General features: G+C 64.8%; 22 protein-coding genes. 6 read left to right on the top strand and 16 right to left on the bottom strand.

From position 1 onward, the window contains the following. Position 1 precedes the first annotated feature (1 nt). Genes BKG76_RS20160 through BKG76_RS20150 form a run of 3 tightly spaced genes read right to left on the bottom strand, consistent with a single transcriptional unit; the run spans position 2 to position 3107 of the window. Positions 2 to 1222 carry an aminotransferase class III-fold pyridoxal phosphate-dependent enzyme gene (locus BKG76_RS20160; protein WP_070939499.1) on the bottom strand — a complete coding sequence of 407 codons (1221 nt, stop codon included), beginning with the start codon at positions 1220 to 1222 and terminating at the stop codon, positions 2 to 4. After that, on the bottom strand, positions 1219 to 2235 hold the full coding sequence (locus tag BKG76_RS20155; protein WP_070939498.1) for a transketolase family protein: 1017 nt from the start codon (positions 2233 to 2235) through the stop codon (positions 1219 to 1221). Before BKG76_RS20155 ends, BKG76_RS20160 begins: the two co-directional genes overlap by 4 nt. Further along, complete coding sequence (locus tag BKG76_RS20150; protein ID WP_070940006.1) at positions 2232 to 3107, bottom strand: transketolase; 876 nt, start codon at positions 3105 to 3107, stop codon at positions 2232 to 2234. The genes BKG76_RS20155 and BKG76_RS20150 overlap by 4 nt, the downstream gene beginning before the upstream one ends. A 287-nt stretch (positions 3108 to 3394) precedes the next feature. Between BKG76_RS20150 and BKG76_RS20145 the strand changes: the two genes are divergently transcribed. From BKG76_RS20145 to BKG76_RS20135, 3 genes are all read left to right on the top strand, one after another. Continuing rightward, a complete protein-coding gene (locus BKG76_RS20145; RefSeq protein WP_070939497.1) occupies positions 3395 to 3919 on the top strand; it encodes an Lrp/AsnC family transcriptional regulator in 525 nt (174 codons plus the stop codon). Positions 3920 to 4101: 182 nt separating this feature from the next. Continuing rightward, positions 4102 to 5571, top strand: coding sequence for an aldehyde dehydrogenase family protein (locus BKG76_RS20140; protein ID WP_070939496.1), 1470 nt, complete (start codon positions 4102 to 4104; stop codon positions 5569 to 5571). Positions 5572 to 5625: 54 nt separating this feature from the next. Further along, positions 5626 to 7068, top strand: coding sequence for an APC family permease (locus BKG76_RS20135; RefSeq protein ID WP_070939495.1), 1443 nt, complete (start codon positions 5626 to 5628; stop codon positions 7066 to 7068). A gap of 119 nt (positions 7069 to 7187) precedes the next feature. Here the strand turns inward: BKG76_RS20135 and BKG76_RS20130 are convergent, their stop codons facing one another. Genes BKG76_RS20130 through BKG76_RS20120 form a run of 3 tightly spaced genes read right to left on the bottom strand, consistent with a single transcriptional unit; the run spans position 7188 to position 9558 of the window. Then, positions 7188 to 7610, bottom strand: coding sequence for a hypothetical protein (locus BKG76_RS20130; protein WP_070940005.1), 423 nt, complete (start codon positions 7608 to 7610; stop codon positions 7188 to 7190). Between the two features lie 5 nt (positions 7611 to 7615). Continuing rightward, positions 7616 to 8890, bottom strand: a complete 1275-nt coding sequence (hisS, locus tag BKG76_RS20125) for a histidine--tRNA ligase (protein ID WP_070939494.1) — start codon at positions 8888 to 8890, stop codon at positions 7616 to 7618. Then, positions 8887 to 9558, bottom strand: coding sequence for an MBL fold metallo-hydrolase (locus BKG76_RS20120; RefSeq protein ID WP_070939493.1), 672 nt, complete (start codon positions 9556 to 9558; stop codon positions 8887 to 8889). The genes hisS and BKG76_RS20120 overlap by 4 nt, the downstream gene beginning before the upstream one ends. Before the next feature lie 112 nt (positions 9559 to 9670). On the opposite strand from BKG76_RS20120, the gene BKG76_RS20115 reads away from it, so the two are divergent. Both BKG76_RS20115 and blaMAB read left to right on the top strand, forming a co-directional pair. Next, entirely contained in the window at positions 9671 to 10477 is an 807-nt protein-coding gene (locus BKG76_RS20115) for a peptidylprolyl isomerase (RefSeq protein ID WP_070939492.1), read from the top strand. A gap of 1 nt (position 10478) precedes the next feature. Further along, positions 10479 to 11348, top strand: coding sequence for an MAB family class A beta-lactamase (gene blaMAB, locus BKG76_RS20110; RefSeq protein WP_070939491.1), 870 nt, complete (start codon positions 10479 to 10481; stop codon positions 11346 to 11348). An 8-nt stretch (positions 11349 to 11356) separates the two neighbouring features. On the opposite strand, the gene BKG76_RS20105 is transcribed toward blaMAB, so the two are convergent. The 9 genes from BKG76_RS20105 to ruvC form a co-directional block, all read right to left on the bottom strand. Next, the gene (locus tag BKG76_RS20105) at positions 11357 to 13720 is read right to left on the bottom strand and encodes a RelA/SpoT family protein (RefSeq protein ID WP_070939490.1); all 2364 of its coding nucleotides are present in this window, start codon (positions 13718 to 13720) and stop codon (positions 11357 to 11359) included. Between the two features lie 30 nt (positions 13721 to 13750). Beyond that, positions 13751 to 14284 (bottom strand): adenine phosphoribosyltransferase, encoded by a 534-nt coding sequence (locus BKG76_RS20100; protein WP_070939489.1) that lies wholly within the window; start codon positions 14282 to 14284, stop codon positions 13751 to 13753. Further along, positions 14281 to 15957, bottom strand: coding sequence for an ABC transporter substrate-binding protein (locus tag BKG76_RS20095; protein WP_070939488.1), 1677 nt, complete (start codon positions 15955 to 15957; stop codon positions 14281 to 14283). The genes BKG76_RS20100 and BKG76_RS20095 overlap by 4 nt, the downstream gene beginning before the upstream one ends. Continuing rightward, positions 15957 to 17210, bottom strand: coding sequence for a protein translocase subunit SecF (gene secF, locus BKG76_RS20090; protein WP_070940004.1), 1254 nt, complete (start codon positions 17208 to 17210; stop codon positions 15957 to 15959). The genes BKG76_RS20095 and secF overlap by 1 nt, the downstream gene beginning before the upstream one ends. A gap of 17 nt (positions 17211 to 17227) precedes the next feature. Continuing rightward, entirely contained in the window at positions 17228 to 19009 is a 1782-nt protein-coding gene (secD, locus tag BKG76_RS20085) for a protein translocase subunit SecD (RefSeq protein WP_070939487.1), read from the bottom strand. A 73-nt stretch (positions 19010 to 19082) separates the two neighbouring features. Further along, complete coding sequence (gene yajC / locus BKG76_RS20080) at positions 19083 to 19421, bottom strand: preprotein translocase subunit YajC (RefSeq protein WP_070939486.1); 339 nt, start codon at positions 19419 to 19421, stop codon at positions 19083 to 19085. A 145-nt stretch (positions 19422 to 19566) separates the two neighbouring features. Further along, positions 19567 to 20580: a Holliday junction branch migration DNA helicase RuvB gene (gene ruvB / locus BKG76_RS20075; RefSeq protein WP_070940003.1), complete on the bottom strand. Its 1014-nt coding sequence runs from the start codon at positions 20578 to 20580 to the stop codon at positions 19567 to 19569. 62 nt (positions 20581 to 20642) lie between these two features. Beyond that, positions 20643 to 21251 carry a Holliday junction branch migration protein RuvA gene (ruvA, locus tag BKG76_RS20070; RefSeq protein ID WP_070939485.1) on the bottom strand — a complete coding sequence of 203 codons (609 nt, stop codon included), beginning with the start codon at positions 21249 to 21251 and terminating at the stop codon, positions 20643 to 20645. A gap of 31 nt (positions 21252 to 21282) precedes the next feature. Further along, the gene (gene ruvC, locus BKG76_RS20065) at positions 21283 to 21840 is read right to left on the bottom strand and encodes a crossover junction endodeoxyribonuclease RuvC (RefSeq protein ID WP_070939484.1); all 558 of its coding nucleotides are present in this window, start codon (positions 21838 to 21840) and stop codon (positions 21283 to 21285) included. Positions 21841 to 21960: 120 nt separating this feature from the next. On the opposite strand from ruvC, the gene BKG76_RS20060 reads away from it, so the two are divergent. Continuing rightward, positions 21961 to 22518 (top strand): TetR/AcrR family transcriptional regulator, encoded by a 558-nt coding sequence (locus BKG76_RS20060; RefSeq protein ID WP_070939483.1) that lies wholly within the window; start codon positions 21961 to 21963, stop codon positions 22516 to 22518. 16 nt (positions 22519 to 22534) lie between these two features. On the opposite strand, the gene BKG76_RS20055 is transcribed toward BKG76_RS20060, so the two are convergent. After that, positions 22535 to 22957: a hypothetical protein gene (locus BKG76_RS20055; RefSeq protein ID WP_070939482.1), complete on the bottom strand. Its 423-nt coding sequence runs from the start codon at positions 22955 to 22957 to the stop codon at positions 22535 to 22537. Between the last annotated feature and the right edge of the window lie 119 nt (positions 22958 to 23076).

Raw genomic sequence — 23076 nt, 5'->3', positions numbered from 1 at the left:
GTCACCGATTCCGCGCCAAGGACTCGAATGCCGCATCGGTGTGCCGCAATGCTTCATCGATATCGGCATCGGTGTGTGCGGCGCCGAGGAACCAGTTGTGGTACGGATGCACGTAGATACCGCGAGCACCGGCCTCGTCACACCAGCGCCGGGTGAGGGCGAAGTCGTCGTCATCGGCGAAGTGAAGCAACGGCATCTGCACCGGGCCGGACTGGGTGATCTCGAATCCGTGGGAGTGTGCCTGCGCGGCAAGCCCGTCCCGTAGACGCTGCCCGGCCCGCCGGATGTCCTGCAACGCGTCGGTATCCCGCAGCTCGGTGATGGTGGCGATTCCCGCCGCCATCGACACCGCGGAGAACCAGAAGGAACCCGTGGTAAAAATCTGCGTCGCCGCCTCGCGCAACGCATCGGTTCCGGTGACGGCCGCCAATGCGTATCCGTTCGCGATCGCCTTCGACCACGCAGACAGATCGGGGCGCACGCCCAGCGGCTCCCAGCTGCCCGCCAGCGCGAGCCGGAATCCACAGCGCACATCGTCAAGGATCAGCGCCGCCCCCGTCCTGTCACACAGTGCGCGTAGTCCACACGCGAATTCCGGATCGACGAGCTCCTGATCGCGGTACATGTCATGCCGGAATGGACAGACGATGATGGCCGCGAGATCGTCACCGGCGCGCTCGGCGGCGGCGTATACCGAAGGCAGATCGTTGAATTCGAAGTAGTCCAAGTGGGCCCGGTCCTCATGGGTGACACCGGCATTCACCGGTGTGCACCACGGCACAGCCCCGTGATACGCACCGCGCGCCATCAGCACTTTGCGCCGTCCGGTCGCTGCGCGGGCAATGGTCAGACACGCAGTGGTGGCATCGGTCCCGTTTTTGGCCAACAGTGCCCAATCCGCATGCGCAATGGTGTCGACCAACAGCTCGGCCAGTTCCACCATGACGGGCGCGGCCCCGTTGAGACAGTCACCGCGCGCAATCTGACGCTCGACCGCACGCTGCACGCCTGGGTGACGATGGCCCAGGACCACCGGACCCCAGCCACACATGAAATCGAGGTAGGTTTTGCCCTCGGTGTCTGTCAGGCGGCAGCCCTCACCGCTAACCATGTACTGCGGCAAGGTGTCCGAGAATCCGCGGACATTCATATGTCCGTAGATTCCCCCGGGGATGACGGCCGACGCGCGCTTGGACAGGCCGGTGTCATTGTCGGCGGTCACCGGAGCAGCTCCTTGGCGACCTCGGCGATACCCGGCGCGTCCAAACGGTACGCCGCGTACAGCGCGGCCGGCGGCCCGACCGGGATGTATTCGTCGGGTACACCATGCTTACGGAACCGCACGCCCTGAACACCAGCCGCGAACAAGGCCTCCGCCACCGCCGAGCCGAGCCCATTGGTGATGTTGTGCTCCTCAACAGTCAGGATGGCGCCGGTCTCGAGCGCGGCGACGAGCACCTCGTCGGTATCCACTCGACTCACCGTGTGCATATCGACAACCCTTGTGCTGATACCGCATTCGGCCAGCTCCGCAGCCGCCTCCAACGCGGGATGTACCTCGGTTCCGGTGGCGATGATGGTCAGGTCCGTGCCCTCCCGGACTCTGATGGCCCGACCGAACGTGATCTGCGGAACCGCCGGATAGACCTCAGGATCACGACCACGGCCCAACCGGATGTACATGGCGCCGGGATGGTCCACGGCCGCACGCAGAATGGCCCGCAGGTGGTTGGCATCGGTGGCGCATACGACGGTCAACTCGGCGAATGTGCGCAACACGCCCAGGTCTTCCAGCGCGTGGTGACTGGTGCCGTAGAACCCCATCGACATGCCCGAGTGGTGACCGACGATGCGCACCGGCATCCGCGGATAGGCGCAGTCGGTCCGAATCTGCTCGGCGCACAACAACGCCGAGAACGAGGCGAAGGTCGCCGCGAAAGGCACATAGCCGCACGAGGCGATGCCTGCCGCCGTGGTGATCATGCCCTTCTCGGCAATCCCCATGTTGAAGAACCGATCCGGGTGCCGTTCGGCAAAATCGGTGGCACGGTTCGCACTGGCAAGGTCCGCGGTGAGCACCACGACGCGTGGGTCCGCGTCCGCGAGGTCGGCGAGCTCGTCACCGAACACGAACGCCGGGATCGAACTGACATCACTGCCGTCGAACGAACGTTTGTCGCGCAGCTCGGTGGCGCCGCCCCCGAAAATCTCTGCCTGATCCTGAGTCTCGGTCATTTCACTGCCTCCAGCGGGAGCAGGCCGGCTTCCAGCTCCGCGATCACGTTGTCGTAGTCGGCCCCAACAAGATTGCCGACATGCCAGTCGGGGTTGTATTCCATGAGCCGCACTCCGCGTCCCTTCACGGTGTCCGCCACAATCAGTTGCGGCGGGCCGTCCGCCACGTTCGGCAGACTGTCGAACACATCGAGCAGCGCATCCAGGTCGTGACCGTCCACCCGATGTGTCTGCCAGCCAAAAGCACCAAAACGGTCTTCGATGGGCTCGACGGCCATCACGTCATCGGTGAATCCGTCGATGCACAACATGTTGCGATCGACGATGGCGACCAGGCGCCCCAGCCGATAGTGACCCGCGGCATTTGCCGCCTCCCATATCTGTCCCTCGTGCAGCTCGCCATCGCCGAGCATGCAGAAGGTCCTATACAGTCGCTTGCCCACGCGTCCGGCCAAGGCCATCCCGACGGCGATCGAGAGCCCGTGCCCGAGCGAACCCGAGCTGAAGTCCACGCCGCGTACCTTTTTCATATCGGGGTGGTCGCCGAAGGGGCTACCCAACCGGGTGTAGCTCTCGAGCTCCGAGGGATCGAAGTAGCCGACATCGGCCAGAATCGGGTACAGCCCGATTGCCGCGTGGCCCTTGCTGAGGACGAACCGGTCACGGTCAGGCCACTTCGCATCGGCGGAGTTGTATTGCAAGATCTCGTAATACAGCGCCGAGAAGAGCTCCGCCGCCGAGAACGAGGATGTGTAGTGGCCGGCGCCCGCGATCCTGGACAGGCGCACCGTCTCCAGACGGACGAACTTGGCGCGGTCGGCAAGGTGTTTCACCAGGGCGGCGCGGTCGGGCGTTCCCTTGGTCGGAATCATCGGTTTCTGCTCCTTTGCAGGTGACGAGGCTTGGATGCCACCTCGATCGCCAACGGTGTTGTGGCGCAACAGGTGCGATTTCTTATCCCGGCCTGATTCAGCCGGCACCCCGCTATGGTGGGATATGCTTCGAACGGATACCCGACATGCTGAACTTCCTTCGGAATTCCACCCAAACCAAGTACTTTTTTCGTCGGCCATCCGTATCGTCCAGGTGAATCCGAACGAATTGCCGCATCCGAACCGGAGCGGTACCTACATCAATCCGGCCGATCAGGAGGTCATGCATGCAGCGGTATGAAGACGAACGGGCACGCGACATCAAGACCGACGAGATTGACGAGTTGCTCCTGTGGGAGCTCAACGCCAACGGTCGTATCCCCAACAACGAGCTATCGCGCAAGGCGGGAATCGCGCCATCGACCTGCCACGCACGTATCAAGCGACTCGAACAACTGGGTTTGATCAAGTCGATCAACGCCTTTGTGGACTACGAGGCCCTCGGGTTCCCGGTGCAAGCCATCGTGTTTGTCCGGCTACCTCCCCCAGCCCGGGATCAGGTCAAGGACTACGCCAGTCGGGTGATTCAGTTTCCCCAGGTGCTCAACGTGTTTCACATGGGCGGGCCCGATGATTTCCTGATTCATGTGGCCTGTACGTCCACGAGCCAGCTGCGTGATTTCGTCGCCGCCAAGCTCAGCTCCGGCCCCGTCGCCGCCACCACCACCAGCATTGTCTTCGACCATTACATCGGCGTGCAGCACATGGAGTACGTCAGTGGCTACGAGGAAATGCGGCGGCCGATCCACTAATCACCGAAGAACATTCGGCCAGCGCCCTCCCCGGGCCCCATCAGACCGAAATTCTTCGCGACATGAGGCTCGGGCCGGGCACGATGTTCGGAGTTCGTCCGCCGTGGGCGCATATTTCGCATCATGGGCGCGTCGGCCCAACGCGTGAGTGCGTAGGCCATGCCCGCGAGAGGAACTCACGAATGAGCGCACCGATGCACACGCTGATCAGACACCGAATGTCGATAGCCGGCCAGGCGCGCGACAGCGCCTCCGGCGAGGTCATCGAGATCCGGAACAAGTTTGATGACAACCTCATCGGCACCGTGCCCGCCGGTACTGTCCAGGACGCCCAGGATGCTCTGGACGCCGCCCCTGACGGATTCCAAGCCTGGTCCGAGACACCGACATTCCGCAGGGCTGCGATCCTCAAGGAGGCTGCGGCACAGATCCGTTCTCGTCGGGATGAGCTCAGCGCGATGCTTTCGGCCGAGAACGGCAAGACATTCACTCACGCTCAGCTGGAGATCGACACGACGGCGCGCATCTTTGACGGCTTCGCCGAGGAGTCCAAACGGCTGTTCGGGCAGACCATTCCGCTCGACATCCAGGACGGCATGCAGAGTGATCTGATGGTGACGATCCGTGAACCGCTGGGGATCATGGTCGGCATCGTCCCGTTCAACTTTCCCGCCGAGCTCTACGCGCACAAGGTCGGGGCTGCGCTCGCCGCCGGCAATGCCATGATCGTCAAATCCCCGGAGGACGACCCACTCGTCACCATCATGCTGACGGAGATCCTGCACCGCGCCGGAGTCCCCGGTGCCGCACTGCAATTGGTGACAGGCTACGGCGACATCGTCGGCGACCACCTGTCCAAGAGCCCGGATATCGCGGCTGTCACGTTCACCGGCAGCACCGCGGTCGGCGCGATCATCGCGGCCAACGCGGGCAGGAACATCGTGCGGGTGTTCCTCGAATTGAGCGGCAACGACGCGTTCATCGTCTGCGAGGACGCCGATCTCGATGCGGCGGCGGATCACGCCATCGCGGGCCGCACCTATGCCAACGGCCAGGTCTGCGTCGCCACCAAGCGCATCATGGTGGTGCGCTCCCGGTACGAGGAATTCCTTGCCCTGCTGAGCAGCCGAGTCGGTGCCCTGCGCGTGGGCGATCCATCATGCGAAACCACCGACGTAGGCCCGCTGATCACCATGGAGGCCGCATGTACCGTCGAGCGGCAGATCCTGGACGCGGTCGAGCAGGGCGCACGCCTGCTGGTCGGGGGCACTCGGCGGGGCGCCTTCATCGACCCCGCGCTGTTGGAGATCGACACCAACGTTGGTATCGCCACGGACACAGAGATCTTCGGCCCGGTGTTCGCGGTCCTGGCGGTGGACGATCTCGATGCGGCCATCGACATCGCCAACTCCTCGCAGTTCGGCTTGAACGCGGCAGTTTTCACCAACGATCTCCATCGCGCCATCGACGCCGGGCGGCGAATCAAGGCAGGCATCGTTTCGGTCAACGGCGGCAACACCTATCGGCCAGATGTGGCGGCGTTCGGCGGATACAAGAAAAGTGGCCTGGGTCGCGAGGGAATCGCCTACACCCTTGACGAATTCACCCAAGTCAAAAGCATCGTGCTACGCGGGGTACTCGACTCCGAGTGAAATGCCACCGCACACGCCCGCACTGTCCGACAATGCCGTCAGAAGGTGACAACGATGATCAACGCATCGCACACTGAATCCCAGGAAACCGTCGACTCCCCCAGCATGCTGAACCGTGGGCTCGGGGTCGGGTCAATCGTGTTCATGGTCGTCGCGGCGGCTGCCCCTCTCGCCGTCGTGACCGCCAGCATTCCCATCGTCATCGCGGTCAGCGCCAGCACCGCGGCACCGCAGTTCTTTCTGGTGGCAATGATCGTGCTGGCACTGTTTTCGGTCGGCTTCACCTCGATGAGCACGTACGTGCCGAATGCCGGCGCGTTCTACTCGTACATCCAATGCGGACTGGGCCGCCATATCGGTGTCGGCGCCGCCGCGCTGGCGCTGGGTTCGTATGCGGTGATGCTCCTGGGGCTCTACGCCTATCTGGGCGTCGCGACCTCCGCGTTGCTCACGACTGTCCACGTCGGCGTGCCGTGGTGGGCCAGCGCTCTCGGATGGATCTCGTTGGTCGGGATTCTCGGGTACCGCGATATCGAACTCAGCTCGAAAGTGCTGGGTGTCTTGCTCATCGCCGAGACACTCGCCGTCGTCCTCGTCGACATCGGCATCATCTCCGGCGGCGGAGCCGCCGGACTTACGCTGGAACCGTTGTCGCCCAAAGCATTCGCGACAGGCGCGCCCAGTCTGGGCCTGATGTTCGGATTCTTCTCCTTCATCGGGTTCGAGGCCACGGCAGTCTTTCGCAACGAGGCCAAGGACCCCGATCGGACCATCCCCCGTGCGACATTCATCGCGGTGGTCTTCATCGGCCTGTTCTACGCCCTGGCCGCATGGGCAGTGGTCACGGGGCTGGGTACGGACAACGCGGTCGGCGTGGCATCGGCGGAGCCGGAGGCCGTAGTACAGAATCTGGCTCGCAGTTATGTCTCGCCCATTCTGACCGACGTGATCCAGGTGCTGCTGGTGACGAGCTTCTTCGCGTGCGTACTGTCCTTCCACAACGTCATCACCCGGTATCAATTCACCTTGGCCACAAAGGGTTTATTGCCCCGTACATTGGCAGTGATCGATCGCCGCCACCGCACACCATCGCGGTCATCGCTGACCTTCACGGCGATTTCCCTGACGGCGATGATCGCGGTCGGAGCAGCCGGATGGGACCCGATCACACAGACCTACATGTGGTGCACGGGCGCATCAACACTTGGCCTCGTGGCCCTCATGGCGATGACCAGTCTGGCGGTGATCGTGTTCTTCCGGAACGTGGAAGGCGGGCCGAGTCGCTGGCATACCGCCATCGCGCCGGGGCTCTCGTTCGTCGGGCTCACCGCGGTCCTGCTACTGGTGATCAAGAACTTCCCGCTGCTGGTGGGGAGCACCACAACGGCATTGGTGCTGGGCGGGCTCGTCGCGGCGATCTTCATTTCCGGGGCGCTCGTGGCCGAACGTGTCCGGCGTACCCGGCCCGAGAAATACCGGGCGCTGCCCCAGGACTAGCGGCCCCAGCCAGAAAGCAGGCGGCACATGGTGTGCTCGGGCCGCACAAAAAAACTCAGTCGCACCCTCGTGCTCAAAGCCAGGGGTGCGACAGAGTTTTCGAGTTGAGAACTAGTGAGTCACCACTGGCGCAGCGAGCAGGTGACCGCGGTCTCTCCATCAGCCTGGGTGGCGAGAGTGCCGTCCACGTAGACCTCGCAGTGGAAGACGGGCGCGCCGGTAACGGCCTTGGCCGCCGCGCTGGCGCTGACGTATGCCCATTGTGTCGGGTCGTTCAGCGTGGTCTCGACGACGAACGGCGCATCGGGTGCGATGCGGGTCGAGTTGCGCACCAGGTACTTGCTCGACTCCGAGTCGTACGCAGCCTTGTTCGGCGGCTCGTTCTGCAGGACCAGGGTCTGCGACAGGAAGTCACGATCGGAGCTGATGACGTATTTCACCTGGTGCGGGGCCGCCTCCGCCATCGGGGCCATGGCCATCGACGACAGCGTCAGGGTTGCGGTACTTGCGGTGGCGAGCAGTGTTCCTGTGATACGTCCCATGCCTGTCATATCCGCGATGCTAGCCGCGCCGTTACTTCGCCGACAATCGAACCGATCGACACGGGCTGCTGCACGCCGTCGGCCAGCGTCTTGAGCTCGATGTTTCCCTCAGCGATTTCCCGATCCCCCGCCACGAGTGCAATCGAGGCACCCGAACGGTCCGCACCGCGCATCGCACCCTTGAGTCCGCGATCTCCGTACGCGATATCGGTGCGAATCCCCGCGCTCCGCAGCTGTGCCGCCACCTTCACCAGTACCGATTTGGCGTCCTGCCCCAGCGGGACACAGAACACTTCGCAGCGCCCGCCATCTCCCACCGTGACACCCTCGGCGCGCAACGCGAGCAGAGTTCTATCCACACCGAGCCCAAACCCGATACCCGACAACGACTGTCCGCCGAGCTGCGCCATCAGCCCGTCGTAGCGCCCTCCGCCACCGATACCGGATTGCGCGCCCAGCCCGTCGTGCACGAACTCGAAGGTGGTCTTGGTGTAGTAGTCCAGGCCGCGCACCAGACGCGGGCTCACCACGTACTGCACCCCCAGCGCGTCCAAATGACCGAGGACCTGGTCGAAGTGGGCCTTGGCCTCCTCGGAGAGGTGGTCGAGCATGAGCGGCGCGTTGGCCGTCATCTCGCGTACCTCGGGTCGCTTGTCGTCGAGCACCCGAATGGGGTTGATACGGGCGCGTTCCCGCGTTGCCGCATCCAGGTCCAGGCCGAAGAGGAATTCTTGCAACAGCTCTCGGTATTGCGGGCGACAGGAGGCGTCGCCCAACGAGCTGATCTCCAGGCGAAAGCCCGTCAGGCCCAGGGAGCGGTACCCGGCATCGGCGATCGCGATCACCTCGGCGTCCAACGCCGGATCGTCGACACCGATGGCTTCCACCCCCACCTGCTGCAGCTGGCGGTAGCGGCCCGCTTGCGGGCGTTCATACCGAAAAAAGGGCCCGGCGTAACGAAGTTTCGCCGGAAGCTGGCCGCGGTCCAGTCCGTGCTCGATGACGGCGCGCATCACCGACGCCGTGCCCTCGGGACGCAGCGTCACCGACCGATCACCACGATCGGCGAAGGTGTACATCTCCTTGCTGACCACATCGGTGGACTCGCCCACCCCGCGGGCGAACAGTCCGGTGTCCTCGAAGATCGGCAGCTCGATGTAGCCGTATCCGGCCAGCCGTGCCTGCTCCAACAGTCCGTCGCGGACGGCCAGGAACTGCGCCGAATCGGGTGGTGTGTAATCCGGAATGCCCTTGGGGGCGCTAAAAGTCTTTTCGCTCACTGGATTTCCTCGAGGAATGGGTTGGCGCGCCGCTCATCGCCGATGCTCGTGGCGTTGCCATGGCCTGGCAGCACGACGGTGGAGTCGTCGCGGGTCAGTAATTTGGCCGCGATCGAGTCGAGCAGCTGCTGATGGTTTCCGCCGGGCAGATCGGTGCGCCCGATCGACATCTGGAAGAGGGTGTCGCCGCTGAACACCACGTCAATGGGTCCGTTGTCGCTGTCCACTTCGATACCGAAGACGACGGAGCCGCGGGTGTGCCCCGGCGTGTGATCGACGGTGAGCGTGATCCCGGCGAGCTCCAGTTTGTCGCCGTCACCGATCTCGACGAGCTCCTTGGGCTCGGTGAATTCCTGGCCTTGAATGAACTGGCCCAGCCCCGGGCCGATCCCGGCGAGCGGGTCGGCGAGCATCGCGCGGTCGTCGGGATGGATGTAGACCGGGATCCCGTATTCGTCGGCAAGCGGCTGCGCCGTCCAGGTGTGATCCAGATGCCCGTGCGTCAGCAGCACGGCCGCGGGAGTGAGGTCGTGTTCGGCGAGGATCTCCTTGACGCCGGGGATGGCGTCCTGGCCTGGGTCGACAATGACGGCAGGGCCGCCCTCATGAGGCGCCACGATGTAGCAGTTCGTGGCGAACATGCCCGCGGGAAATCCGGTGATCAGCACCCGACCAGCTTAGGCGGCGGGTCCTGCACCTTCTCTCAGGTGTGGCTGGCACACTCTCTGGCGACCTAGATTCTTCATTGATTCTTCAACGGAAGCCCTAGAAGGAGAGACGGTGCCGACCAACGAGCAGCGACGTCAGACTGCCAAGCGCAAGCTGGAACGACAGCTGGAGAACCGTGCCGAACGCGCCCGCAAGCAGCGGATCTGGGCGATCAGCGGTGTCGCGGTCGTCGCCGTCGTAGCTGCCGTAGCCATCACCGCGTGGTTCGCCATCAACAAGGGCGATAAGCCGACCGAGCAGGCGCAGCCTGCCCCGGCGGCCGGCGAGGTCGAATGCACGTATCCGGCCGCCGGCTCGGCCGCAAAGAAGGTGGACCCGCCGCGCTCGGGCAAGATCCCTAACACCCCGGCGCAGATCAGCATGAGCATGAAGACCAACCAGGGCAACATCGGTCTGGAACTGGATAACGCGCGGGCCACCTGCACCGTCAACAGCTTCGTCAGCCTGGCCCAGAAGGGGTTCTTCGACAACACCACCTGCCATCGCATCACCGGTGGCGGCCAGCTTTCGGTCCTGCAGTGCGGTGATCCCACCGGGACCGGCACAGGCGGCCCCGGATACCAGTTCACTGACGAGTACCCGGTGACGCCGGGCGATTCGAGCAGCAGCCCCATCGACTACCCGGCCGGCACGCTGGCCATGGCCAACTCGGGGCCCAACACCAACGGCAGTCAGTTCTTCATGGTGTACGCCGACTCGAAGTTGCCACCGAACTACACCAAATTCGGCACCATCGACAAGACCGGCCTGGACACCCTGGCCAAGATCGCCAAGAACGGCATCAAGCCGGGCGCACGTGGCTCGAGCGACGGCGAGCCTGCCCAGGAAGTGAAGATCATCGACCTGCAGCTCGACTGACATGATTTCGCGTCGCGCGGTGCTCGTCGGTGGTCTCTCGGCAGTCGGTGTGGCGGCCGTCGGGTGTTCACGCGCCGACGACCGCCAACAGAAATCGACCGAACTGGCCGCGCTGGAAAATGATTTCGGTGGGCGCCTCGGCGTGCACGCATTGGACACCGGATCGGGTGATACGCTGAGCCACCGGGCCAATGAACGTTTCATCATGTGCTCGACGGTGAAGACGTTCATCGTGTCGGCCATCTTGCACCGTCGTCTCAGCGAACCAGGCCTGCTGGACAAGCGAATTCAGTACAGACAGGCCGACGTCATGGAGTGGGCGCCCATCGCGTCCCAGCACGTTGGCGAGGGCATGACCATTGCGGAGTTGTGTGATGCGACGATCCGCTACAGCGACAACACCGGCGCCAATTTGCTGATCGCCGAGCTCGGCGGTCCGAAGGAGACGGAGAAATACGTCCGAAGCCTGGGCGACAACGTTTCTCGCATGGATCGCCTCGAGGAGGATTTGAACATCCCCGATGGCGATTTGGACACCTCGACGCCGTTGCAGCTGGCGACCAACCTGCGCAGGCTGGCCCTCGACGAAGGGCTGGATGCGCAGGGGCGCGATCTACTCACCGACTGGTTGAAGCGCAACACCACCGGTGACCAGTCGGTCCGCGCCGGAGTTCCCGCCGGATGGACTGTCGGCGACAAGACCGGCGGCGGGTTCAAGGGTGAAACCAACGACATCGCGGTGATCTGGCCGCCGGGGCGTGCGCCGATTGTCGTTGCGGTGCTGGCGATTCCCGACGATCCGAAGTCGACGAAAGGTAAGCCGACCATCGCCGCGGCCACCCGGATCGCACTCAAGGCGTTCAGCACCTAACCGGGCGGTTAGGCGGCGCTGGTCACCCGGTACACGTCGTAGACACCCTCGACGTTGCGCACAACGTTGAGGACATGGCCGAGGTGCTTGGGGTCGCCCATCTCAAAGGTGAACCGGCTGATGGCAACCCGGTCGTTCGAGGTGGTCACCGAGGCCGACAAGATGTTCACTCGTTCATCGGCCAGGGCCCGGGTCACATCGGAGAGCAGCCGGTGCCGGTCCAGTGCCTCGACCTGGATGGCCACCAGGAAGACAGAGGACGCCGATGGCGCCCAGTGCACCTCGATGATCCGTTCCGACTGCTGCTGCAGCGATTCGGCATTGGTGCAGTCGGTGCGGTGCACGCTGACTCCCCCACCCCGGGTGACGAATCCGAGAATCTGATCCCCCGGTACCGGGGTGCAGCACTTGGCAAGCTTGGTCAGCACGCCCGGCGCGCCGGGCACCGCCACCCCGACATCCTCGGAACGCCGCTGCCGGATGGGCATGGTCGACGGGGTGGAGCGCTCCGCCAGCTCCTCCTCGGCGCTGTCCACGCCTCCGAGCTGTGCGACAAGACGCTGTACCACGTGCCGGGCCGAGACATGCCCCTCGCCGACCGCGGTGTAGAGCTGTGAGGTGTCCTGGTAGCGCAGCTCTCGGGCCAACGAGGCCATGCCCTCGCCATTGACCAAGCGCTGCAACGGAAGACCGCCGCGGCGCACCTCGCGCGCGATGGCATCCTTACCGGCCTCGAGCGCCTCCTCGCGGCGCTCCTTGGCGAACCACTGGCGAATCTTGGCCTTGGCGCGCGGCGACACCACAAAGGTCTGCCAGTCCCGCGAAGGTCCCGCGTTGGCGGCCTTGGAGGTGAAAACCTCCACCACTTCCCCGTTTTCGAGCTTGCGTTCCAGTGCCACCAAGCGGCCGTTGACGCGCGCACCGATGCAACGGTGACCCACCTCGGTGTGCACCGCGTACGCGAAGTCCACCGGGGTCGAACCGGCAGGCAGGGTGATGACGTCGCCCTTAGGGGTAAAGACGAAGATCTCCTGCACCGCCAGGTCGTAGCGCAGCGACTCCAGGAACTCGCCGGGGTCGGCCGCCTCACGCTGCCAGTCGAGCAGCTGACGCATCCACGCCATGTCGTCGATCTCGGCGGCGGCATGGGTAGGCGGAACCGCGTTGCGGCCCTTGGCCTCCTTGTATCGCCAGTGCGCGGCGATGCCGTACTCGGCAGTGCGGTGCATATCCCGAGTGCGGATCTGCACTTCCAGGGGCTTGCCCTCCGGACCGACCACCGTGGTGTGCAAGGACTGGTAGACGCCGAACCGTGGTTGGGCGATGTAGTCCTTGAATCGGCCCGCCATGGGCTGCCACAGCGAGTGCACCACGCCGACCGCCGCGTAACAGTCGCGAATCTCGTCGCACAAGATGCGCACACCCACCAAGTCGTGGATATCGTCGAAGTCGCGACCCTTGACGATCATCTTCTGGTAGATCGACCAGTAATGCTTGGGACGCCCCTCGACAGTGGCGCTGATGCGCGAACCATTAAGGGTAGCAACGATTTCCGCACGCACCTTGGCCAGATAGGTATCGCGCGACGGTGCCCGGTCTGCCACCAGCCGCACGATCTCTTCGTACTTCTTGGGGTGCAGGATCGCGAAGGACAGGTCTTCGAGCTCCCACTTGACGGTGGCCATACCCAGCCGGTGCGCCAGCGGGGCAATCACTTCCAGCGTCTCGCGGGCCTTGCGGGCCTGTTTCTCGGGCGGCAGGAACCGCATGGTGCGCATGTTGTGCAGCCGATCGGCCACCTTGATGACGAGCACCCGCGGGTCGCGCGCCATGGCGATGATCATCTTGCGGATGGTTTCGCCTTCGGCGGCGTTGCCCAGCACCACCTTGTCGAGCTTGGTCACACCGTCCACGAGGTGGGCCACCTCGGTGCCGAATTCGGCGGTCAGCTGCTCCAGGCTGTAGCCGGTGTCTTCGACGGTATCGTGCAGGATCGCGGCTACCAGCGTGGTGGTATCCATGCCCAGCTCGGCCAGGATGTTCGCCACGGCGACCGGATGGGTGATGTAGGGGTCACCGGACTTGCGGAATTGTTCGGCGTGCCGGCTCTCTGCCACCTCGTAGGCACGCTGCAGCACCGCCCGGTCGGCCTTGGGGTAGAACTCGCGATGGACGGAGATGAGCGGTTCGAGGACCGGGCTGACTCCGCCGCGCTGCGCGGTCATCCGCCGCGCCAGCCGCGCCCGCACCCGGCGCGATGCGCTCATGGTGCCGCTTACCCGCAGGGACTCGGTGACCGGACCGGGATCGTTCAGGGCAGGCAGGGATTCGACCGCGACCGGATTCTCGCTGGGCACGTGCTCGTCAGCCACGGTTCACCTCCTACCGCAATAGATTATCTCTCAGATCGCGCGCAGCGCAGTTAATGGCAGCGGCGCCACGGCCGCACGGCCACCCAGATCCGACAATTCCAGCACCACACCCGCACTGATCACTTCGGCTCCGGCCGTGCTCAGCAGCCTCGCGGTTGCCGCCAGCGTTCCCCCGGTGGCCAGCACATCGTCGATGATCGCCACCCGATGGCCGGCGAGTTGCACCCCGTCAGCGGGGATCTCCAGCGCCGCGGAGCCGTACTCAAGCTTGTAGGTCTGCGAATGCACCGGCGGTGGCAACTTCCCGGCCTTGCGCACTGCCAGCACGCCCACGCCGAGCCGGATCGCCACGGCGGCCCCGAGCAGAAAGCCACGCGCATCGATCCCGGCGATGAGCGTGGCGCCCGACGCCGCCTCCGCCAACGCATCGGTGACGCGCGACAGTCCGTCGGCGTCCGCGAACAGCGGCGTCAGATCCTTGAACTGCACCCCGGGTTCGGGGAAGTCGGCGACCTTCCGGGTGAGCCTGTCGATGAGCGCCGTGACGGCGTCCGCAGATGTCATGCGGGAAGCACCCAACGATCCATGTTCCAGCCCGCACCCCATCGGGTCACGCTCGGTGTGGCGGCGTACATCGACTTCGGCGCGATCAACACACGCGGCTGCCGGTACAGCGGCAGCGTCGGCAGGTCGTTCCACAGGATCGCCGAGGCGTCACCGAGCAGCCGGCTCTGGTCCTTGGCGTTGGTGGTCACCGCCAGCGCGGCAATGATGCCGTCGATCTGACCGTTGGCGTAGTTCGCCGGGTTCTTTCCTTCGCGCGAGCGCAGCGCATACGCATCCATGAGCCACGAACCGGTCGACCCACTTCCGGGAGCACCACCGATCGAGCTGAGCAACGCATCAACCTGATTGTCCCGCAACGAGTGTGGCCCGATCTCGGGAGAGCTGACGTCCTGCACGGTGATCCCTGCGGGTTCGCAGGCCTGCGCCATGGCGGACACGATGGCCGCGCGACGCGGATTGGGCGCCTGATACCCCACGCGGAGTATCAACGGGTGGTTGGCGGCGGCGGCACGGGCCGCGATCGGGTCCGAGTGCATGAACCGCCCCGCCTCGGCGGCGGCCTCCACCGATGCGAACGAGTCCCCGATGCTGCTGTCCAGCCGTGCGTTCATCACCGGCACCCCGGCGATTCCCGCGATGGCATCGCGCGGCGTGCACAACGAGACGGCGCGGCGCAGATCGGGCGCTCCGACCGATCCGCCGGCACCGAAGATGAGTTGCTCCACACCCGAACCGGGCTCCTCGGTGCGTACGAAGCCATCAGGGGCGGTGAGGGTCCCGGCCGATCCGGCGGCGACGTCGACCACCTCCAGATCACCGTCGGACAGCCGCTTTTGCACGTCGATCCCGCTCGGCCACACGGTGACCCGCTTGGTCACCGGCGGGTTGCCCCACCACTTGTCATTGGCGACGAGCACCACGGATCCGTCGTCGTTGTACCCATCGAGTTTGTAGGGACCCGACGACGGGAACTTCGCCAGATCCAGATCGGACCCGAGGTTCCACTGGTTGTTCCAGAAATCGGCGATCTTCTCCAGCGTCGGCACGTCGTTGGAGGCGATGGCACCGATCAGATCGACGTTCCCGCCCAGCTTGTCGGCGATCACATGCCACGGCAACATTGTTGTGGCAGTGAACAACTGCGTCCAGTCGGTGAACGCGCGATCGGGTGCGAAGGTGACCCGGGCGGTCTTCTGTCCCGGCTTGCAGTCGACCGTGGAGATATCGGCGTATCCCGCCGTGCTGGCGGCATCGAAATCGGGCAGCCTGCCGGATTGCGCGAACCAGGACAGCACCATGTCTTCGCAGGTAACTGGCTTGCCGTCGGAGTAGACGGCCTTTTCGTTGATGGTGTAGTCGAGCACCAGCGGTATGCGGCCCACGACCTCGACGGAGCCGAAGTCGTGGTCGGCGATCACCTGACCGTCCGGTCCATGGAAGCCGAAACCGGTGAGCACACGGTTGAACGCCTGCGCTCCGGCCGAGGCGTTACCCGCGACGCTATTGACGTTGTACGTGATGAGGCGACCGTCGACGGCGTAGTCCAGCGTTTTCGCCGCCGAGGTCCAACAGGAGGTCAATAGCCCCGCCGCGAGCAGCACCGTGGTCGCGATGGCGCCGATACGCGCGATTCGTCTTGCCCCGGCCCGTGCTGGACCCCGTGAATCCATCAGTGCCGCCGTGCGTTTCGCTTACCTTGAGGGCGGGCACCGGGCCTGGGTTTGGCGGGACGCACTGCGGTGGTGGCGGCATCGGATGTTGCCGACGTTGCCACCTTGGCGGCCTTGCTTACCGAACCCGTGTCGGCCAGAGGTGCGGCGTCGGGCTTACGGCGGCTGAGCACCTTCTTGGTATGGCCCGCAACAAGATCCGTGCGCTCACGCAACGCCACCAGCAGCGGTGTCGCGAAGAAGATCGACGAATACGTGCCCACCAGGATGCCGACCAGCTGCACCAGTGCCAGGTCTTTCAGCGTGCCGACACCCAGCAGCCAGATGGCGACCACGATGAGCGAGAGCACCGGGATGGCCGAGATAAGGCTGGTGTTGATGGAACGCATGAAGGTCTGGTTCACGGCCAGGTTGGCGTGTTCGGCGAACGTGCGTCGCGAGGTGTGCTGGAAGCCGTGGGTGTTCTCCTCCACCTTGTCGAACACGATCACGGTGTCGTACAAGGAGAATCCAAGGATGGTCAGCAGACCGATCACCGTCGCCGGGGTGACCTCGAAGCCCACCAGCGAGTACACACCCGCGGTGACCAGCAGATCGAAGACCAGCGCGGCCAGCGCGGCCAGCGACATGTAACGCTCGTAGCGGACGGCGATGTAGATGCCGGCGAGCACCAGGAACACGCCCAGCGCCCACAGCGCCTTATTGGTGATCTGGCTGCCCCAGGTCCCGGACACCGTGGAATCGCTGATGGCGTTGATGGACGGCTTACCGTCCGGCCCCTTCGGCGCGAACTTGTCGAAAAGCGCCTTGTGAAGCTTGGCGGATTCGTCGTTGTCGAGTGTCTCCGTGCGGATCTGAATCGAGGCGGTGGCGCCACTGCCGGTGATGACCACCGATTCGGCGTCGCGACCCAGCGCCTGGCTGAAAACGTCCTCGGCCTGCTGGACGGTGGCCTCACCCTTCGGGAACGACACCTTCGTGCCGCCCTTGAAGTCGATGCCGAACGCAAACCAGTTGATGGCGATCGACACAATCGCGATGACCATGAAGGCACCACTGATGCCGAACCACAGCTTGCGCTTACCGACGACGTCGACGGCGCCGGTACCGGTGTACAGGCGGTACAGAAACCCGTGCTCGGGTGCGGGGCTGCCGGTTTCAATCGCAGTCGACGTGGGTTCTTTCGCGGTGCTTTCCGCTGCTTCGGTGGTGTCGTCCACGACGTCCTTGTCGGTGCCGTTTCCGTTGCTCACTGTGCCGTTGCTAGTGCTCATGCGTGTGCTGCCGCCTTACGTTCGCGGGCAATCTGCTGGACCGCGCCCAGCCCGTTGTATGCGGGCTTGGACAGGGTCGCGGACTTCGAGGACAGATAGACAAGCGGCCACGTCACCAGGAAGACCACCACGACATCCAGGATGGTGGTGAGCCCCAGGGTGAAGGCGAAGCCCTTCACCTGTCCGATGGCCAGGACATAGAGCACCACGGCAGCCAACAGGGTCACCGCGTTGCCCGACAGGATCGTCTTACGGGCACGCGCCCAACCGCGCGGCACCGCCGAACGGTAGGACCGGCCTTCTCGTATCTCGTCCTTGATGCGTTCGAAGAACACCACGAACGAGTCGGCGGTGGTGCCGATACCAATGATCAGACCGGCGATACCCGCGAGATCGAGGGTGTACGAGATGTATCTGCCCAGCAGGACCAGGATCGCGAAGACCATGGCCCCGGAGGCCACCAGGGACAGTGCGGTCAGCAGGCCCAGCACCCGGTAGTAGATCAGCGAGTACAGCAGCACGATCGCCAATCCGATGCCACCGGCGATCAAACCGGCCTTGAGCGAGGTCAATCCGAGTGTGGCCGAAACGGTTTCGGCATCGGACGACTCGAACGAGAGCGGCAATGAGCCGTACTTGAGCGCGGCGGCGAGTTGCTTGGCCGAAGCGGACGTGAACTGGCCACTGATCTCGGTCTTGCCACCGGGGATGGGCTCACGAATAGCCGGCGCACTGATCACCTTGGAGTCCAACGTGAATGCGGTTTGGGTGCCCTGCTGCCAGTGCGCGGAGGTGTAGTCGGCCCAGACCTTCGCGCCGGTGGGCTTGAATTCCATGCTCACCACGTAGATACCGCGCTGCTGATCCAGACCCGAGCTGGCGTCCTTGATCTCCTCACCGCTGATGATCGACTTGTCCAGCAGGTAGGCGGCCTTTCCGCCCTGGCTGTCGTCACCGCAGGTGACCAGCGGCAGGTTCGGGTCGTCGTTACCAGCGAGGGGATCGTCGGGGTCGTAGCAGCGTGAGGACTGCACCTGAAGGGCCAGCATCTGAATCCGCGGGTCCTCGCTCTGCCTGATCTGCTTCTCAAAGTCGATCAGCTGCTTGCGTTCCTCACCGCTGCCCGGCTTCGGCGGCAGATCGGCGGGAGGAGCGGGAGCCGCTGTGGCATTCGGCGTCGCGGGCTGCGTCGCCGGAGGAGGTGGCGGCGGCGTTGGCGGCGTGGTCGTCTGCGCCGGATAGGGCCGTGGCTGCGGTTTCGGCGACGGCGGTGCGGCAGGCGGAGTGGACTTTCCTGCGCCGGGTCCCGGCGGCGTTGCCTCGTTCCCCGGAGCCGGCTGACGTCCCTGAGGCGCGCCCGCGCCCGCACCGGGCTCTGCCGGGCTTTCCTTGGGCTGCGCCGGCACTGCCTGTACGACAGGCCGGATGTAGAGCTTGGCGGTCTGACCGAGGTTGCGGGCCTCGCTGCCATCGTTACCGGGCACGGTGATGACGAGGTTGTCACCGTCGATGATGACCTCGGACCCGGATACACCGAGACCGTTGACACGCGCGTTGATGATCTGCTGCGCCTGCGTCAACGCTTCCTTGGTCGGCTTGGAACCGTCCGGGGTGCGGGCCGTCAGGGTGACGCGGGTTCCGCCTTGCAGGTCGATACCGAGCTTGGGTTTGGGCTGCTTGTCGCCGGTCAGGAACACCAGCAGGTAGGCGCCGATGAGCAGCACCAGGAAGGCAGCCAGGTAGCGGATGGGATGCACAGGGGCCGATGGCGAGGCCACGTCTCCGGTCTCCTTGCTTGTCGAGGGCGGGTCGGGGGGGCTTTCAGGGATTGAGGAGCACAGGCGAAAGCCGCTACTCCTTGGTCAGCTCGACCCCGCTGCTCTCGACCTCGCGTGAGGTCTCCTCGTCGGCGTCTGTACCGTCTTCGTCCTGGTCCACGATCTTGTCGCGGATGGCGAGCTTCATCCAGCGGGTCACAACGCCCGGCGCGATCTCCAGATCCACCGTGTCGTCATTGACATCGGTGATGGTGCCCTGCAGGCCAGAGGTGGTGTGTACCCGGTCGCCGATCGTCAAAGACTCATGCAACTCGATGGTGGCGTCGAGAGCCTTGCGCTGCCGCCGGTTCGCGAAGAAGAGGAATGCGCCCATAACAAGGATGAGCGGCAAGAAGACGATGATCGATTCCATGGCGGCTTTCGGGGTTCTTTCCGTTTGGTTCTTCACGAGGTCGAGCGCGGTCAGCGTGAAATGAGCACGCGACAGGTCACCAGTGTGCCATCCGACTCTGTGGAATCGACGCGAACCCCGTGCCCGCCGGAGCTCTAGTGCCCCGTCATTCGAACAGCCCGGCCTGCCCGAGCAGCTGCGGCGGCGGGGTCAGACCCAGGTGGGTCCACGCCAACGGTGTCGCCACTCGTCCGCGTGGTGTGCGCGCCAGCATCCCGGCGCGCACCAGGAACGGCTCACACACCTCTTCCACGGTGGTCGACTCCTCCCCGACCGCCACCGCCAATGTCGACAGGCCGACCGGGCCGCCGCCGAAACTGCGGGTCAGTGCCGAGAGGACCGCCCGGTCCAGGCGGTCCAGCCCCAGCTCATCGACGTCGTACACGGCCAGGGCGGACTTGGCGACGTCCACGGTGATCACGCCGTCCGCGCGCACTTCCGCATAATCGCGGACCCGGCGCAGCAACCGGTTGGCGATACGCGGTGTGCCGCGTGACCGCCGCGCGATCTCCGTGCCGGCGTCGGCTCCCAGCTCGATACCGAGGATGCCCGCCGAGCGAGCCAACACGAGTTCGAGCTCGTCGGGCTCGTAGAAGTCCATGTGGGCGGTGAAACCGAACCGGTCGCGCAGTGGGCCGGTCAGCGATCCCGATCGTGTTGTGGCACCCACCAGCGTGAACGGCGCCACTTCCAGGGGGATGGAGGTCGCGCCGGGCCCCTTGCCGACCACGACGTCGACCCGGAAGTCCTCCATGGCCAGATACAGCATTTCCTCGGCGGGTCGGGCGATGCGGTGGATCTCGTCGATGAACAGCACGTCGTGTTCCACGAGGTTGCTCAGCATCGCCGCCAGGTCGCCCGCGCGTTCCAAGGCGGGACCGGAGGTCACCCGCAGCGAGGAGCCCAGCTCGGCGGCGATGATCATGGCCAGGGAAGTCTTTCCCAGTCCGGGCGGGCCCGACAACAGGATGTGATCCGGGGTGCCGCCGCGGTTCTTGGCGCCGGAGAGCACCAGGTCCAGCTGCTCCCGTACGCGCGGCTGACCGATGAACTCGCGCAGCGATTTCGGGCGCAACCCCGCGTCTACGTCGTTCTCCCCGACGGTGAGGGCACCGGACATGGGGGCGTCGTCGAAACCGTCGTCCTCACCGCTGTCGAGGTGGCCGAACTCGTCGTAAGAACTCATCGCGTCTTACCCAGCAGCCCCAACGCCGATCGCAGCACGCCGGAAACATCCGTGGGTGCCTCGCCCCGATCATCTTGGGCCAGAACGGTATCGGTGGCTTGTTCGGCTTGTTTGGCAGCGAACCCGAGGCCGATGAGCGCCTCGATGACCTGGGTGCGCACCAGCGACGCGGTGCCGCGGCCCAGCTCGGTGGATCCGCCGGGCGCGACTGCCACCTTCTCACGCAACTCCAGCACCAGACGCTCGGCGCCACGCTTACCGATGCCGGGCACACGGGTCAGCGCGGCGACATCCCCGTCGGCCAACGCCTGCCGCAGGGTGGGCGCGTCGTAGACCGCAAGGGTGGCCATGGCGATCTTGGGCCCCACACCGGAGACACCGAGCAGCGTCAGAAACAGGTCGCGGGCATCGGTGTCGGTGAAGCCATAGAGCGTCATCGAATCTTCGCGGACAATCATCGCCGTGATCAGCCGCATCTGGGTGCCGCGCCGCAGCGTCGAGAGCGTCGCAGGGGTGGCGTTGACGCGGTATCCCACCCCGGCAGCCTCGATCACCACGTGATCGAGCGCGATGTCGATGACCTCGCCGTTGACCGATGCAATCACGCCGCACTCCGTTCTTCGCGCCGGCCGGCCATCACCGAACCGCCGCTTTCATCCGCGCCGCGAAGGCCTTCCGTTGCGCTTCCGCCGCCGCTTCCGCTTTGGCCATTCTCGCCAGCATGGGCGCACGCCAGCAGTGACAGATTGCCAGGGCCAGTGCATCGGCGGCGTCGGCGGGCTTCGGTGCGGTCTGCAGGTTGAGGATGCGGGTGACCATTGCGGTCACTTGGGATTTATCTGCCCGCCCGTTGCCGGTGACCGCAGCCTTGACCTCCGACGGCGTGTGGAAATACACCTCGATCCCCCGTTTGGCGGCACAAAGCGCGATCACCCCGCCGGCTTGAGCGGTGCCCATCACGGTGGACACGTTCTGCTGAGCGAAGACGCGCTCGATGGCGATCACATCGGGTCGATGGGTGTCCATCCAGTGTTCGACGACCTCGCTGATCGCTAGAAGTCGTTGCGGCAGAGCTTGATTGGCGGGGGTGCGCACGACATCGACATCCAGCGCCACCACCTTGCGGCCCGAAGATGCCTCAACCATGGACAGACCGCACCGAGTGAGACCCGGGTCGACTCCCATTACTCGCACGTGCCAGCCCTCTCGCTGTAGAACAGTTGTTCGATCAGCATATCGAGGTGTCCGGGCCATCGGGCGAGCAACACGCGAGGGCACTGCAAATGTCAACACTCGTTGGCCTAAGCTCAGCGCATGCCCCCCGAACCTCGGCGATCGGACGCCACCCGCGCGGCCATCCTCGAGGCTGCTCAGGAGCAATTCGCCAGCGTCGGCTACGAGAAGGCCACCATCCGGGCCATCGCCGCAACCGCGGGCATCGACCCATCACTGGTCATGCGGTACTACGGCAATAAGGGCAAGTTGTTCGCGGCCGCCGCCAACTTCGATCTATGCCTCCCCGAACTGAGCGACGTACCCCACAAAGAGCTGGGCACAGTCATCGTTCAGCACTTCCTGGAGCGCTGGGAGGTGGACGACACCATGGTGGCGCTGCTGCGCGCCGCGGTATCCAACGAAGAGGCCAGACTGCGCATGGTCGAGATCTTCACCGACCAGTCCCTGCCCGCATTCGAGGCGCTCTTAGCCGATCACGCCGCGGAGCGGGCCGCGCTGATCGGCGCCCAGATGATCGGATTTGCCGTCGGCCGCTACATTCTGCGACTCAGCCCCGTCATCGATATGACGCACCAGGACATCGTGAACTGGATGGCGCCGATCATTCAGCACTACGTCGACATTCCGGCGCCCTAGCACGCGCTCAGCGTGGTCAGGACCGAACCTTCAACGCCCCGTGCTCGTCGACCACCGCGAAGTAGAGGGCGCTCATCACCACAAACACCGCGGTCCAGATCAGTAGTCCCACCGAGTTCACGGCGAACGCCTCGCCCAGCAGGATGGCGACGACGCCGGTGACCAGCGGGCTGCGTACATGTCGACTGCCCGGCTGATCGAAGAGTGCGACGGTGCGGGTCACCAGGAACAAGCCCGCGGCGATCAGCAGGGTGCCGATCACGGTTGCCGTCATGGACATCTGATCCGACATCCAGGAGGGCACTTCGACGCCCACTCCGTAGAGGATGACCAGTGGAACCAGGACCGCCACGGTGAACGGCAATGCGAGAACGGCGCGCGTGGTGCGCCATAGGGTTGTTGTCGATTCAGGCGCCGGGGCGACGGTTTGTGTGGCCATGACGGGCCTCCCCTCACTTTTGTGGATGTCTTAGATGTACGCCTGCCTGACATACACTGTCAACACTTGTTGACCAACAGTCGTTGACATCACAATAACGCCGCCCCGCGACGTTTGAT

This window comes from Mycobacteroides franklinii (assembly GCF_001853795.1).
GTDB lineage: Bacteria > Actinomycetota > Actinomycetes > Mycobacteriales > Mycobacteriaceae > Mycobacterium > Mycobacterium franklinii.
The sequence above is the reverse complement of the archived record's forward strand: the minus strand, read 5'-3'. Positions and strand labels throughout refer to the sequence as shown.

What these genes read in the sequence shown, in the direction of transcription:
- BKG76_RS20155 (WP_070939498.1), bottom strand. Translation starts at nt 2,235, where the DNA reads ATGACCGAGACTCAGGATCAGGCAGAGATTTTCGGGGGCGGCGCCACC.
- BKG76_RS20150 (WP_070940006.1), bottom strand. Translation starts at nt 3,107, where the DNA reads ATGATTCCGACCAAGGGAACGCCCGACCGCGCCGCCCTGGTGAAACAC.
- BKG76_RS20145 (WP_070939497.1), top strand. Translation starts at nt 3,395, where the DNA reads ATGCAGCGGTATGAAGACGAACGGGCACGCGACATCAAGACCGACGAG.
- BKG76_RS20140 (WP_070939496.1), top strand. Translation starts at nt 4,102, where the DNA reads ATGAGCGCACCGATGCACACGCTGATCAGACACCGAATGTCGATAGCC.
- BKG76_RS20135 (WP_070939495.1), top strand. Translation starts at nt 5,626, where the DNA reads ATGATCAACGCATCGCACACTGAATCCCAGGAAACCGTCGACTCCCCC.
- BKG76_RS20130 (WP_070940005.1), bottom strand. Translation starts at nt 7,610, where the DNA reads ATGGGACGTATCACAGGAACACTGCTCGCCACCGCAAGTACCGCAACC.
- blaMAB (WP_070939491.1), top strand. Translation starts at nt 10,479, where the DNA reads ATGATTTCGCGTCGCGCGGTGCTCGTCGGTGGTCTCTCGGCAGTCGGT.
- BKG76_RS20100 (WP_070939489.1), bottom strand. Translation starts at nt 14,284, where the DNA reads ATGACATCTGCGGACGCCGTCACGGCGCTCATCGACAGGCTCACCCGG.
- BKG76_RS20095 (WP_070939488.1), bottom strand. Translation starts at nt 15,957, where the DNA reads ATGGATTCACGGGGTCCAGCACGGGCCGGGGCAAGACGAATCGCGCGT.
- yajC (WP_070939486.1), bottom strand. Translation starts at nt 19,421, where the DNA reads ATGGAATCGATCATCGTCTTCTTGCCGCTCATCCTTGTTATGGGCGCA.
- ruvB (WP_070940003.1), bottom strand. Translation starts at nt 20,580, where the DNA reads ATGTCCGGTGCCCTCACCGTCGGGGAGAACGACGTAGACGCGGGGTTG.
- BKG76_RS20060 (WP_070939483.1), top strand. Translation starts at nt 21,961, where the DNA reads ATGCCCCCCGAACCTCGGCGATCGGACGCCACCCGCGCGGCCATCCTC.
- BKG76_RS20055 (WP_070939482.1), bottom strand. Translation starts at nt 22,957, where the DNA reads ATGGCCACACAAACCGTCGCCCCGGCGCCTGAATCGACAACAACCCTA.